The 13758-nt window shown below is 29.2% G+C and carries 12 protein-coding genes and 1 pseudogene; 2 read left to right on the top strand and 11 right to left on the bottom strand.

Translation table 11 applies throughout. The features are described from left to right. The 5 genes and pseudogenes from Q0649_RS13570 to Q0649_RS13550 all read right to left on the bottom strand — a co-directional run. Positions 1 to 377 (bottom strand): annotated as a pseudogene (locus Q0649_RS13570) (sugar isomerase); the annotation flags it as partial. A 40-nt stretch (positions 378 to 417) separates the two neighbouring features. After that, complete coding sequence (locus Q0649_RS13565; RefSeq protein ID WP_298842917.1) at positions 418 to 1803, bottom strand: glycoside-pentoside-hexuronide (GPH):cation symporter; 1386 nt, start codon at positions 1801 to 1803, stop codon at positions 418 to 420. 64 nt (positions 1804 to 1867) lie between these two features. After that, a complete protein-coding gene (locus Q0649_RS13560; protein WP_298842916.1) occupies positions 1868 to 2905 on the bottom strand; it encodes an aldose 1-epimerase in 1038 nt (345 codons plus the stop codon). A 59-nt stretch (positions 2906 to 2964) separates the two neighbouring features. Continuing rightward, the gene (locus Q0649_RS13555) at positions 2965 to 3822 is read right to left on the bottom strand and encodes an NAD(P)-dependent oxidoreductase (protein WP_298842913.1); all 858 of its coding nucleotides are present in this window, start codon (positions 3820 to 3822) and stop codon (positions 2965 to 2967) included. Between the two features lie 361 nt (positions 3823 to 4183). After that, complete coding sequence (locus Q0649_RS13550) at positions 4184 to 5410, bottom strand: ROK family transcriptional regulator (RefSeq protein WP_298842910.1); 1227 nt, start codon at positions 5408 to 5410, stop codon at positions 4184 to 4186. A gap of 224 nt (positions 5411 to 5634) precedes the next feature. On the opposite strand from Q0649_RS13550, the gene Q0649_RS13545 reads away from it, so the two are divergent. Further along, positions 5635 to 6366 carry a sulfite exporter TauE/SafE family protein gene (locus Q0649_RS13545; protein WP_298842905.1) on the top strand — a complete coding sequence of 244 codons (732 nt, stop codon included), beginning with the start codon at positions 5635 to 5637 and terminating at the stop codon, positions 6364 to 6366. A gap of 215 nt (positions 6367 to 6581) precedes the next feature. Here the strand turns inward: Q0649_RS13545 and Q0649_RS13540 are convergent, their stop codons facing one another. From Q0649_RS13540 to glgA, 3 genes are all read right to left on the bottom strand, one after another. Then, complete coding sequence (locus Q0649_RS13540; RefSeq protein WP_298842902.1) at positions 6582 to 6821, bottom strand: CDGSH iron-sulfur domain-containing protein; 240 nt, start codon at positions 6819 to 6821, stop codon at positions 6582 to 6584. 539 nt (positions 6822 to 7360) lie between these two features. Further along, a complete protein-coding gene (locus Q0649_RS13535) occupies positions 7361 to 7522 on the bottom strand; it encodes a hypothetical protein (RefSeq protein WP_298842900.1) in 162 nt (53 codons plus the stop codon). Positions 7523 to 7933: 411 nt separating this feature from the next. Continuing rightward, complete coding sequence (gene glgA, locus Q0649_RS13530) at positions 7934 to 9364, bottom strand: glycogen synthase GlgA (protein WP_298842920.1); 1431 nt, start codon at positions 9362 to 9364, stop codon at positions 7934 to 7936. A 279-nt stretch (positions 9365 to 9643) separates the two neighbouring features. Here glgA and sigK point away from each other — a divergent pair, with 279 nt between their 5' ends. After that, complete coding sequence (gene sigK, locus Q0649_RS13525; protein WP_298842897.1) at positions 9644 to 10351, top strand: RNA polymerase sporulation sigma factor SigK; 708 nt, start codon at positions 9644 to 9646, stop codon at positions 10349 to 10351. A 44-nt stretch (positions 10352 to 10395) separates the two neighbouring features. Here the strand turns inward: sigK and Q0649_RS13520 are convergent, their stop codons facing one another. From Q0649_RS13520 to Q0649_RS13510, 3 genes are all read right to left on the bottom strand, one after another. Then, entirely contained in the window at positions 10396 to 11463 is a 1068-nt protein-coding gene (locus tag Q0649_RS13520; RefSeq protein ID WP_298842895.1) for a 4Fe-4S binding protein, read from the bottom strand. A gap of 31 nt (positions 11464 to 11494) precedes the next feature. Beyond that, positions 11495 to 12439, bottom strand: coding sequence for a flavodoxin domain-containing protein (locus tag Q0649_RS13515; protein WP_298842893.1), 945 nt, complete (start codon positions 12437 to 12439; stop codon positions 11495 to 11497). A 176-nt stretch (positions 12440 to 12615) separates the two neighbouring features. Continuing rightward, positions 12616 to 13695, bottom strand: a complete 1080-nt coding sequence (locus Q0649_RS13510; RefSeq protein WP_298842890.1) for a glycine betaine ABC transporter substrate-binding protein — start codon at positions 13693 to 13695, stop codon at positions 12616 to 12618. Positions 13696 to 13758: the final 63 nt, after the last annotated feature.

Raw genomic sequence — 13758 nt, 5'->3', positions numbered from 1 at the left:
CCCTGAAGATATACACTATTACCAGCTGAAAATGCACCTGTCAAAGAATTTAGTTTTAACCTTCCTCCATCAATAGTTGGTTCGCGAACAGCCCACACAACTATAGGACAATTAAAACGACGAGTGAGTTCTGTAACAAAATCTCCACCTACAAATGTAGTGCTTTGATAAATAATAAGATCTGGCTCTGTTATGGTATCTGCAAATTCACCTAACATTTCAGGTGATGTAAGTAGCTCCGTAGGTTTACTTAAATTGTTAAAGAGGCCTTCAAGCATATTACAAGATTTCGCAAAATCATCCTGCGCACTTGGCATAAAGAATGTAGTACGAGCAACTGCTACAAATGCCACCTTAATATTAATTTTAGTATTCATTAATTAAACAACTCCTTTTATATATTTTATATTTCATATTTTATAAAGCAGTAGTATTTCTGCGCGCATTAAGATCAACTATTATTTCTCTATATTTATCATCAGTAAGTTTATAGAATAATCCCATTACAACAATAGTTGCTATTGCTAAAGCACTAGGATATATGAACATAAGTCCTCTTATTGCCGAAATAGCTTTTACGCTTTGTACAGCGTTTGGAATATAACCAACAGCAGCTAAAACCATAGCTGGTATAAATCCAGCAATTGCTTGGGACAACTTACGGAAAAATGTAAAGAAAGAATAAACAACTCCTTCTGATCTAGTGCCTGTTTTCCATTCTCCATATTCAACAGCATCAGATACAAGTGCCCAATTCAAACTGTTAACAAAAGAGCTACCAAAGAAAGCAAAACATGCAAAAACAATGAATACAACAGCATCCTTAGCAAATATAAATGCTAGAATATCTCCAAATGCCCAAATCGCACAGCCAAGCATGTAAGTATATCTTTTACCAAGTTTTTTAACTATAGTTGGAACCATCGCACAACCGATGAAAACACATCCTATACTAAAGAAACCCATATATGGAACAATGGAAATATTTTTAAGTACATACTGACAGTAATACACCTGTACTGCGAGTTTTACATTGAAAGCTGAGAAAGTAAATAAATTAACTAAACATAATAAAAGTAACGGAGTATTCTTAAGTAACCCTTTGTAACTTTTACCTATTGATCCCTTAACTATCTTAGGTTTTTGGACTACATTTCTTTCTTTAATGTTAGAATAACAATAAATTTGAAGCAGTACACCAAGAACAGCAAATATTGCAACAGCAACCATATACCCTGTTGATTCATTAGAAAATAACATAACAATTGGCATAAATGCTATGGTTGTAATAAATAAGGCCATATTAGAACCTGCTTGTCTAAAAGCAGCTAATTGTGTTCTTTCATTAGGATCTGTAGTCATAGCTGGTATCATAGATCCAAACGCTATGTTACCGACACTGTATATCGATCCAAATGCCATATAAGTAACATAAGCCCAAATTATTTTGCCTGTTATTGTAAAGCTGGGAGTTATAAAACTAACTATAGTAATAATAGCTAGTGGAATTGTAGCATATAGGATGAAAGGTCTAAATTTTCCTTTTGGTCCAATTTTTTTACGATTATCAATCCACGTACCTATACTTATATCTGCAAATGCATCCCATACTTTTGTAATTAAAAAAACTAATCCAGCCGCAGCTACAGGTAAACCTAATACATCTGTATAAAATTTAAGCAAATAAATCTGACCTAAATCAAACATAAATCCGAATCCTATATCACCTGTACCATAAGAAAATTTTTCCTTAAGAGTTAGCTTTCCAGCTTTTATTGCATTTTTCTGAATTGATCCTTCCATGAATTTCCTCCTACTTTTTTTTATTTAATAACTTAAAACCTCTCAACATATTCAATATTAATTTTTATTTATCTAAATCTTCGGAATAAATAGTGCAAATTTCACTCCACTTTTCTCCGAACTTCAATAAATTAAAGCCTGTAATATTATTATTTAACCTTACATTAGGTGCATTTATTACCCAACTTTGAGGTTCTGTACACACAAAATTTTTATCACCATTTGAATTCCAAATCATCATATGTTTGTACTTTTCACCAATTTCATATATAACCTTAGTTTTGCTATTCCTATCTTCTATAATGAATCCTTTGAAATTCTTATCCTCTATATTTAAAGATTCTACTGTATAATGACCATCCATTTCTTCTTTAAGTGGGTTTAAACCTTCTTTTCTAATTTTTTTTTCTTCCTTATTTAAAAGTATACGTTTACCTGTGGGTAAACTTCTTTTATTAAGTTCCCATTTTTCACCTATAGATGCCTTTAAAAAATAATCTTTAGGCTTACTTTCTAAATAAAAAGGTATATTTATTGCAGTATGAAATCCTACACCGACAGGTAAATCCTCATAACCCAAATTAAAAATTTCTAATTTTTGTTGTAGTCCTTTACACGAAAGCTCATACGTAAGAAATGTTGAAAATCTATTAGGAAAGTATTTGTAAAATCCAGAACTCTCATCATTCTGGAATTTAACTTTTACATGTACCCTATTACTATCTATAACCTCCAATTCATCTATATCCCAGTTAACATTCCTAAGAAAGCCATGAATATGATTGTTTTTTTCAGGTTCATTTATAGGAAATTCATATTGTTTATTCTTTACCTTAAATCTACCATCTTCAATTCTATTTGGGGGAAATAATATTGGGATTCCATATATTTGAGGTCTTTCTTTAAACTCCTCAAAAGTTACTTCTTCCCCAGGGGTTCTTAATATGTTTAACCCTCTATTATTATCCTTTAACATAATAACATTTGCTCCAACTTCAGGAATTAAAAGAGCTTCATACCCACCTGCCGAAAATGCTATAGCTTTATGACCTTTCCATTTAGTAATTTCTATTTTTGTTGAATTGTAAGTCTTACTACCCATAACAACACTCCCCAAAATAATTGTTAAATTATCTAAACAAAATATTAACTTTCAATCTATTATTTTTCTTCCACTACTTTAATTGTAGCTGAAAAATCTTCTTTAGCATATCCAGCTGCCATAGCTTTAGAATAAACCTTTTGAGCGTTTTTAGCTCCTGGTAAATCTATCTTTAATTCCTGAGCAAGACTTACAGCTATATTAATATCTTTATTCATATTTTCTACTGAAAAAGCAGTTGTAAAATCATGATTTTTTATAGCATTTTTCTTACCATCCAAGTAAAAATTTTGACCGCCACCATAGGATATTGCAGTAATTACATCATCAAAATTTAAACCTGATTTTCCTGCGAGTGTTACCGTTTCATTTACACCATTTTGTATTTGAGAAACTAACATGTTATGGCATATTTTCATAACAAGCCCTGTTCCATTTTCGCCCATGTATATAATGTTTTTACACATACATGAAAGTATTCCTTTTGCTCTTTCAAAAGCTTGCTTATCTCCACCTACATAAATTCCAAGTTCCCCTGCAATAGCTGCTGGTTTACTCTTTACTACAGGAGCATCTATCATAAAACATTGTTTCTCTTTAACTTGTTTTGACAGTTCACGTGATGTAGAAGGATCAATAGTACTCATATCAATAAGAAGTTTTCCTGGAGATAATACCTTTAGAAATTCACTATAGACTGCTTTTACGTGTTCACTCTTAGGTACCATAGATATAATAACATCGCATTTCTCTGCAATTTCTTTATTTGATGAAGCTGCTTTTGCACCCACTTTAACTAATTTTTCAACTGCTTTAGTGCTTATATCAAACACCCATACCTCTTCACCACTTTTCTTTACTATGTTTTCGCACATAGATTCTCCCATTATTCCAAGACCTACAAAACCTACTTTCATACTTACATCTCCTTTTCTTATATTACTTAAACCCTTAATGCCTTAAACTGCTTAGGACTTATAATGCTTTAACAAATCTTAAAGAAGTTATTCAAAACATTTAATTAACATATCTCTTATTCAATAATTAATTAACTTTATTAATCAATTATTTTAAATTTTTTTATACTACTTTCACAACCTCTTTAACTTATAACTATATAGTAAACGGTTTCTTATGTATTGTCAATAAACTTTTACCTCATATAAATACATTTTTAAGTGTTTTCCTTAATATTTCTTTGTTTTTCTTAATATCTCAGTTGATTAAATATGTTAATCAACTTAAAGTTTTAATTTTCATTAGTAGCATATAAATTAATTAATCCATAGCCCCTGTTCTAAAAAAGAACTCCCTTATAGCTAATGCAATGCCACCTATATAAATAGGACTATTGTTTAAAGTACTATAACTTATAATGTTCTTCAAATCACACTCTGTAAGATTTTTATTAAGTTCCTCCTTGAATATCTCCATAAAAATTTTATTTTTAAACATTTCACCATATAATACCAATTTATGTGGATCAATAATAGTAATTGCATTCGATATTCCAAGAGCCATGTAGGTTGCTGCTTTAGTTACAATTTTAATGACCTCTTCATCACCCTGCTCAGAACTTTTTATTACATTATTTGTAGATAGATTTGCAATATCTTCTTTGCATAATTTATATAATATAGGCATTCTCTGCTTAGAAAAATTTTTCTTTATTTTTCTGTTAATAGCTTCAGGTGATGCTACTGTTTCAAGGCATCCAACTTTACCACATTTGCAAATTTCTCCATTAATTTCAACTATTGTATGACCAATTTCTGCAGCTATATTATGAGTACCCCTGTAAATTTCCCTATCTATAACTATAGCTGAACCGATACCAGGTCCGCATTTAATAAATAACATGTTGCTTATGTTTTGAAGTTTTTCATGATCCATCTCAGCCATTGCAAGCGTTCTTACATTGTTATCAACAACTACATTAATATTCAATTGTTTTTCTAATATTTTCTTTACATTTACTTCTTTCTTCCATAGACCATATGCATGTTTACTTATACCTTCCTTTGAATTAACAGGGCCCATTATTCCAACTCCAACACCTAGAATATTTTCTTTAGCTATGTTTTCTTTCCAAAGCAATGAAATACACTGATTCGCTATCTCTAACAAAGTTTCTTCTGATTCTAGTTCGCTATTTATATATACTGATGTACTATTAATAACTGTTCCCTTTATGTTAGCAACTCCAATACTACATAACTCAGACTCTATGCTTATACCAATTACATATTTTATATCATAATTAATATCTATTAATATTTTTCTTCTTCCTGCTCTTTTATCACTTTCCTCAAGCTCGCCCATTTCCTTTATTACACCTTCATCTATCATTTTATTTACAATAATAGTTACTGAAGCTGGTGTAAGTTCAACCTGTTTTGCTATATCCGTTCTTGACATAGCTCCATGTCCTCTTATAAGATTTAATATGGAAGCCCTATTTTTTTGTTTTATTCCTCCCATATTTATACCTTTTCTAATTTTCATCGTTAAACACCTCTTCAAAATTTTAAAATCAAAAAAATATTCTTAAGTATATTTTCTCAATTAATTTGTTTTTTCATACACAGTTATTTTATATTAAAACAATAAATTATTCAACATTAAATACATTTTTTTAACATAACTATAGAAAGTCGAGAAAATATACTGTATAATAAAAATTAGTTAACATTTTTAATTAATTATTATTTTGTATTGGAGGGTATAATATGACTACTTTAACTATTGTTTTATTTTGCTTAGTTATTTTTATAACTCATTTTTTAGGAAGTGTAACTGGAAATGGTTGTACTGTTCTAGCGCTTCCTTTTGCCATAATGCTTACCGGGATCAAAATTGCTAAGCCAGTTCTTACCATCTGTGGATTACTACTCTGTCTTTATGTTGTTCTTGTGTCTTATAAAGATATTGTATGGAAACAATATTTTAGAATAATGATTTTTGCAGGTATTGGATTACCAATTGGAATGTGGATTTTTAACAAATTTCCTGAAAACGTTTTAAAATCAATCCTTGGTATTTTTATAATTGTAATATCTATAAAAGGCCTTATTAATTGTTATAAGACAAATAAGGTCACCAAACCTATAAATAACTCGGTGTTAAATTTCATTGTTTTTATAGGAGGTTGTGTACAAGGCGCCTTTACATCTGGTGGCCCTCTAGTTATTATATACGCAACAGAAAAGCTGAAAAACAAGAGTAATTTCAGATCAACTTTATGTATGGTTTGGGTAACATTAAATGCCATAATTGTTGTACAAAATTTCGTTACAGGTGCTATAACGCCTGAAGTTACTAAACTTCTGTTATTTACCCTCCCGTTTCTTTTATTAGGAGCTATCCTTGGAAACTATGCATATCATAAAATCAATGATACTATATTCAATAAAATGGTGTACATAATCCTATTTATTTCAGCTATGTTCATGTTTTTATAAAAAATTTATTAATATAGCTATTATTGTTTCTTATAATAAAGCTATTATCTGAGTTTCCCTACACTATATAAATCTATATTACTTTAGATTTTGATGACATACAAACAAAAAACAACTGTGAATTTATTATATAATTCACAGTTGTTTTTAACCATAATAAAAAGCCATCTAAGCTCTAGATGGCTTTTTATTGTTAATATTGTAACACTATTATCCTAAAGACTGGTGTGTGTGCCATCGCAGAATGGAGGATTTTTAGTGTGCTTACATGCACATAAATAAGCTGTTTCGTCCTTCTGTGCGGTAAATGTTAATGGTTTAAAAGTAGTTCCTTTATGTGACCCATCACAAAATGGTTGACTAGAACTTCTTCCACATGAACACCAATAATATGTTTGTCCTTTTTTAACATCTACTGCAATTGGCGATTTTTTAGCTACTACAGGTTTTTCCATTATTATATCCCCTTTGATTTAAATTATAGTATTAAATATATCTTCTAATTAACACTATATTCTATTTAGTACAAATATATTACTATATTGAATTTTAGTAATATATTTTATGAATAATTTATTTTTTAAAATTATTTTGCAATAGATGTCTTTCCTTCCTAATTTTTTTTAATTTAAATTTTGATATTTGATATTTGATATTTGATATTTCAGCTAGAGTTAATAGTTTTTTATCAATAAAAAAACCATATTTTAAAATGGAAATCATCAGATTATTTTTTCTGACAAGTTATCCGTTATTTAAATATGGTAATTATAAATTTTTTGTTTACTCTGTTTACAAATTCAACATTGTGCTTTAACATAGCCTTTATTTTAAATTTAATAAAATATGATCGATTGAAACGAAAGATAAACTCAAAGAACTGTTAGAACTATTTTATAGGTGAGACATTAAGAAAAACTTCTGTTTTTTATTCGAATATATTGGAAGGATATTCAAAATTAATTCTTTCAATAAAAAAGCTTTCTCGCTAAAACTATGAAACTTTTTTCATATCTAATTCATTGTCATTTTTATTAATAACTTCATGGTACAATATAACAGCATCCTTTGATCCACCTGAACTTATTAGATAATTTAACGCACCAACATTTCTCATATTCTCTTTACTAAATACCTCTTTAAATAATTTTATCATAAAACGACCTCCTATTAACTTTTATTTATAATATCATAATAGTCCAGTTAAATAAAAGTTCCCATGGTATAAATTTACAGAAATCGTTTCACATTGTGAACATTTTGTTAATATTTTATATATGACTTGAAATTGTTCAAGAAACCGTATTCAATCTACTATTGTCCAATAGTATTTATTCAAGTAACTTTATGTTATCCAATAAAAATTTTAAGAGAATTTAATATAGATATTATCCTATTTAACATTTAGGACTGAAAAAAAGTATCTTAGTTGTTGATATGCTCCCCTTAAAGTACAGATTAAATAACAAAAATATGTTATTAAAAAGGGGCCCTCTCATTTTTTAAGATACTTAACTCCATATTTTGCTTCCTTGCATTTTATTATAAATTATTACTTACAATATTTTTAAACTATATTACTATATAACTTCATATACTTTTTAGCTGAAATTTCCCAACTATTGTTTGAAAGCATGGCATTACGAATTAAGTTATTCCATGACGTTTTATCTTTATATAAATCTAGAGCTCTATTTACTGCATCTAATAATTCCTCGCTCTTATAATTGTTAAAAGAAAAACAGTTACCATTACCCGTATATTTGCTATAAAAAATAACAGGATCTTTTAATCCTCCAGTTTCGTGAACAATTGGAATACTTCCATATTTCAATGCTATAAGTTCTTCAATACCACCAGGTTCAATTAACGACGGCATTAAAAACATATCGGAAGCAGCGTATATTCTTTGTGCAGTTTTTTCATCAAAAATAATATTTGTTGATATCCTACTTGGATATCTAGAGGCATAAAATTGAAATATATCTTCATAATATTTTTCACCATTACCAAGCAACACTATTTGAATATCAAGGCTAAGTAATTCTTGGAGTTTATCTATAATTAAATCTAAACCCTTTTGATTGACTTTGCTAGTTACAATGCCCACCATTGGTATATCCTCATCAACGGTTAAACATAGTTCTTCTTGAAAGCTCAATTTATTTTTCACCTTTTGTTTTATACTTTGTAAATCATAATTACAAAATATTTTTTCATCCAATTTAGGATTGTAGAGTTCATAGTCTATACCATTTATAATTTCATAAAGTTTTTCAGCTTTGGAGGACAATAATCCGCTTAACCCTTCTTCATAATAAGAATCCTGTATTTCTCGTGCATACGGATTACTTACAGTAGTTACTGCATCTGAGAAAATAATTCCCCCTTTCATGAAAGATATAGAATCATGAAATTTCAGTGCATCCTCATTAAAATAATCCTCCTCTAAATTTAATAACTCTTTTAATATTTCTCTTGGAAATATTCCTTGATTTTTTAGATCATGTATAGTAAATATACTCTTTATTTTATTAAATCTAATGTCCTTACTATACTTGTCTTTAAGTAAAAGTGGTATAATTCCACATTGCCAATTATTACACTGAATTATATCTGGTATAAAATCTCCCATGTATTTTATAGATTCTAATATTGCTTTTGAAAAATAAGAGAATCTTTCACCATCATCGTAATATCCATATACCTCAGGTCTCTTAAAATAATATTCATTATCTATAAAATAGTAAGGCACATCATCATAAGTTAAATATTCTAAACCACAATACTTATTCCTCCATCCAACTTTTACTGTAAAAGTAGCTATAGTTTCCATACAATTTTTAAGAAGTAGTGGAATACCACTGTATTTAGGTATAATTACTCTAACATCAATTCCAAGCTTTCTTAGAGCTTTAGGTAATTCATACACCATATCGCCAACGCATCCAGTTTTTATAAAAGGATATGCTTCAGAAGCCACAAATAAAACTTTAATATTAACCACTCCCTTAGTTTTTTAAATTATGCAATTCGAGATTTCTATTTTAAGAATTTTAATTTGTATCATTTTTCAATAAAAAAATTAATTGATTTACCATCTAACCTAATATTGTTTATAGTGTTGTTATATTTATACTATATATTTAGCATTCGACATATTACATTTATATCCTTTAATTTTCCAAATATATAAAATTTTTATATTTTTATGTACTGGTACTCTTACTAAAATAAATCATATTATATTAAGTAGCTCTATTAGGAGGATACATTTGTGTTTTTCGTAAATAGTTTGTTAAATATAATTGGAAACGTTACATTTCTAACAGCTTATATAACTGGTAACACGTCATTTCCACAACCATTAAGTGAAGAAGAGGAAAAATTCTATTTAACAAAGTTAGAGGAAGGTGATTTACTAGCTAAAGGAATACTCGTTGAACGAAATTTGAGACTAGTTGCACATATAGTAAAAAAGTTTTCCAACTCAGGAAATGATGTAGACGATCTTATATCCATTGGATCTGTGGGCCTTATTAAGGGCATTGACACATTTGATGCTGGTAAAGGAATAAGACTTGCAAGCTATGTTTCAAGATGCATAGAAAATGAAATACTCATGCTTATTAGGAATAATAAAAAAACAAAAAGTAATGTGTCCTTGCAGGACCCTATTGGAACTGATGGAGATGGAAATGAGATATCTCTTATTGATATATTAAGTAGTGATGAGGATCCTATTATTGATATAGTTGAACGTAAAATACAACTTAAACAGATTTATAATAAGATAAACATTGGTTTGAATGATAGAGAAAAGAAAGTAATTCAAATGCGCTATGGATTAGTTGATGGTAACCCTCGAACTCAAAGAGAAATTGCATTAATTCTAGGAATCTCTAGATCCTACGTTTCTAGAATTGAAAAGGCCGTATTAAAGAAGCTTAATAAGGAATTAAATAATACTAATCTAAATATATAGTTAGATTAATAGGAAAAGTGCAAGAATAAATCCTAGCGTCATTGCTAGAATTTATTTTTCCACTTTAAAAATTTTGTTGAATAACCAAGTGTTTTAACTGGGCAAACATCTACACAGTGGCCACAGCCAACACAACGAATGTTTATTACCGCATCACCATTCTTAGCCTTGCTCTTAATATCAATCGACATTGGACATGCTTGATTACATTGGCCACATTGTATACATTTAGACTTATTGGTAATAATTCTTTGACCAGCTATTTTCCCTAGGAAAGATAAGACTGTTCCTAATGGACAATAATAGCAATAACCTCTACCAATAAATGCCACCCAAAAAAACATTGCTATGAGCAGTTCTGTAGTGAGATACTTATAGTTTTCAATTTTACTAATTATCTGGATATTTCCTATTATCGGGATTCCTAATAATAACAAAACCCACCAAACAGTAAAAAATACTGAAATTGATAAAAATGCCCATCTTAGAATTGAAAAAATTTTAATTGAGATTGGCTTTAATTTTTTATTTTTCCCAATTAGAGGAATTACCGGATCAAATACCTCCGAAGCAAAACCATTAAACAAACATAGGGTTGAACATTGCAATCGCCTGCCAAATAATAAGGTTCCTACTAAAACAACAATGCTGACACAAAAATAAAATATAAGAGCGGCTGATATACCAGCTTCTCCCCAAATTGGATAACTACTGAGATAAAAAGACGATTTCGGAAATAGCAGCTGTAAAGGTAGCGTTGTCCATGGCAATGGCATAGCAAAGAAATATAATTCTTTGTTATTAAGGAGTATAGGCAACGAAATGTGTACAATTAGTGCGGAAACTATAAACCCAATTAAGTTTCTTTTTCTCATTACTGTTCTTTTAGAAGTTCCTATAATTCTAATTGTAAGGAAACTGCCAATAATTATGAACAAAGTCTTTACCCAGTTTTCATAAAATTGCCATAGCCACGTTATAAATGATGCTACTTTGGGTGTAGCTCTACTTACATATCCATAATTTAATCCTGCTATTAAAATACATAAGATTATATATATCCAGAGAATAGCCTTTAAAATTCTAAGTTCAATATTTTTATTAGATTTCATTAATTTTTCGCCCCTTTAAATATCAATGAAATTAACATGTAAGTACTTGTTTAGAGTTAAAGTTGTTTTTCTTAAAGTCGGCATTTAGAAACTCAAATTTTTGTGGTATAACCTTAATTAGATATAACTCTATAGGCAATTTTTCTAATGCACTTAATTCAATCCCTTTTGATTTAAACACTTCAAAATATTCTTCATTAAATGAGGGTACTATTTTAGCTAACCCTGATATTTGTAACCCTTTTAAATCTTTCATGCTTTTATACTCATCAGCTATACTCATAGATACAGTTTTATTTTGAATAATTCCTTTAAATTTCATTCCTCCCTCTGTAATTATATAGAATTTACCCTTATAATATTGATACTCTATTGGTGTACATCTTACAAATGTACCTATTCCTGTTGCTAATGCACAAGTATTATGCTTTATTATAAATAAATCAATTTCTTTAGCAAGTAAATTGTTAGGCATTTTCAAATCAGGTGTTTTCATAATTTTCGTGAATTTTTCAGCCACAGCAATTACATTTTCTGTTTTAAACTTACCACAATCTTTAAATGGCATATCTAATTTTTCACTAAACATTTTAAGTGAATTATAATCATCTTTAGAGAGCTTGTTAATACGTAATTCCCCTTCTACAAAGTCAGAAATATCTTCATTTCGTTTTAATAATGTAGCAAATTCCTTTATTTGTTTTGGGAAATCAAAATTAGATATTCCTACACCTATAATGCCTATATTTTTAATACTAATCTGCTTTTTAAATTCATTCACATAAGATTTAATCATTTTCGCTGTGTCATAAGCATAAAATCCAAAAACAAAAATAATATTTTGATAGTTTTCTAAGTCCTTTGGAGCTTTTTCTACAGTGCAAACTTTAGTGTTACCAAGTATATAAGCTACAATCTCTGCAGTCTTTTTCGAAGTACCATATTTACCTTCATAAATTATTAATGTATTTAACATAATCATCCTCCATTAACTCGCTTATTTTCTAGATAGTTGTTTCTACAACTATCTTTATTATATTCTCAGCCAGTTATAAAATCAAATAATGTAAAATATGTTTTTTTATTCTTGTATAATGTATATTAAAAATTGATTATATAGGATAATTATCAAACTCTTATTATACAATAATTTTATTTTAATAAACCTTCCTTTTTAAGGTACTCTTTTGCAACTTCTAAAGCTGATTCACCTTTTACATTAACCTTATAATTCATATTACTCATTTCACTGTCTGTAATCTTGTCTGCTAATTTATTCAATGGCTTACTAAGCTCCGGATAATTTTCAAGTGTTTTCTTAAGCATAAGTGGTGCACCTTGATATGGTGGAAAAAATTGCTTATCATCTTTTAATACTTTCATATTATATTGTGAAAGTTCACTATCTGTAGAATATGCATCTACCAAGTTAATATCACCAGCTTTTATGGCAGTATAACGTAATTTAGGTTCCATAGTTTTTATGTTATCAAAGTTCACTCCATAAGTCTTTTGAAGACCCTTATAACCATCTTCACGGTCCGTAAACTCAAGTGTAAATCCTGCTTTAACTTTATTTTCTACATTTTTTAAATCTGATATATTATTAAGGTTGTATTTTTTTTCAAAACTAGCCGGTACTGCAATAGCATAAGTATTGTTGTACTTCATAGGCTTTAGAAGCTGCATGCTAAAATTTTTATCCATTCCAATACGTGCCTGCGCGTATACCTGATTTGGAATATGGCTTTTTGCTCTCTCTTTTACAAAAGTTTCAAGTGCTGTACCTGTAAATTCTGGATATATATCAATATCTCCTGATTTTAGAGCATTAAAAAGAAAGCTAGTTTTACCCATTCCAGGTTTTAACTTTACAGTAAGGTTTGTTTCATCTTCAATCATTAGCTTATACATATTAATTAATATTTCAGGTTCTGAACCAAGTTTACCTGCAATCGTAATTTCTTTCTTTTGCGCAAAAAAATATGGTGCAATAACAATCGATGCAATAATAATACTACCTAAAGAAATAGCTATCATTGTTTTTTTTAATGAAGCTTTTTCTAGAAGGCTAAGCATAGCATCAAAAATAATTGCAAGAAGTGCCGCTGCGATTGCTCCAATTAAAATCAAACTATTGTCATTACGATCAATTCCAAGAAGAATCAGTTCTCCAAGTCCACCAGCGCCAATTAAAGCCGCAAGTGTAGCCGTGCCAATAACTAGTACCATTGATGTCCTTACTCAGATCGGAAGAGCACACGTCTGAACTCCAGTCACCGCCTCTATCTCGTA

This window comes from uncultured Clostridium sp. (assembly GCF_937920395.1).
Classification (GTDB): Bacteria; Bacillota; Clostridia; order Clostridiales; family Clostridiaceae; genus Clostridium_AD.
The sequence above is the reverse complement of the archived record's forward strand: the minus strand, read 5'-3'. Positions and strand labels throughout refer to the sequence as shown.

Excerpts from the sequence above, each read along its gene's own strand:
- Q0649_RS13555 (WP_298842913.1), bottom strand. The coding sequence starts at position 3,822 with ATGAAAGTAGGTTTTGTAGGTCTTGGAATAATGGGAGAATCTATGTGC.
- Q0649_RS13540 (WP_298842902.1), bottom strand. The coding sequence starts at position 6,821 with ATGGAAAAACCTGTAGTAGCTAAAAAATCGCCAATTGCAGTAGATGTT.
- Q0649_RS13535 (WP_298842900.1), bottom strand. The coding sequence starts at position 7,522 with ATGATAAAATTATTTAAAGAGGTATTTAGTAAAGAGAATATGAGAAAT.
- Q0649_RS13520 (WP_298842895.1), bottom strand. The coding sequence starts at position 11,463 with ATGAAATCTAATAAAAATATTGAACTTAGAATTTTAAAGGCTATTCTC.
- Q0649_RS13560 (WP_298842916.1), bottom strand. The coding sequence starts at position 2,905 with ATGGGTAGTAAGACTTACAATTCAACAAAAATAGAAATTACTAAATGG.
- Q0649_RS13565 (WP_298842917.1), bottom strand. The coding sequence starts at position 1,803 with ATGGAAGGATCAATTCAGAAAAATGCAATAAAAGCTGGAAAGCTAACT.
- Q0649_RS13515 (WP_298842893.1), bottom strand. The coding sequence starts at position 12,439 with ATGTTAAATACATTAATAATTTATGAAGGTAAATATGGTACTTCGAAA.
- Q0649_RS13545 (WP_298842905.1), top strand. The coding sequence starts at position 5,635 with ATGACTACTTTAACTATTGTTTTATTTTGCTTAGTTATTTTTATAACT.
- Q0649_RS13550 (WP_298842910.1), bottom strand. The coding sequence starts at position 5,410 with ATGAAAATTAGAAAAGGTATAAATATGGGAGGAATAAAACAAAAAAAT.
- Q0649_RS13510 (WP_298842890.1), bottom strand. The coding sequence starts at position 13,695 with ATGGTACTAGTTATTGGCACGGCTACACTTGCGGCTTTAATTGGCGCT.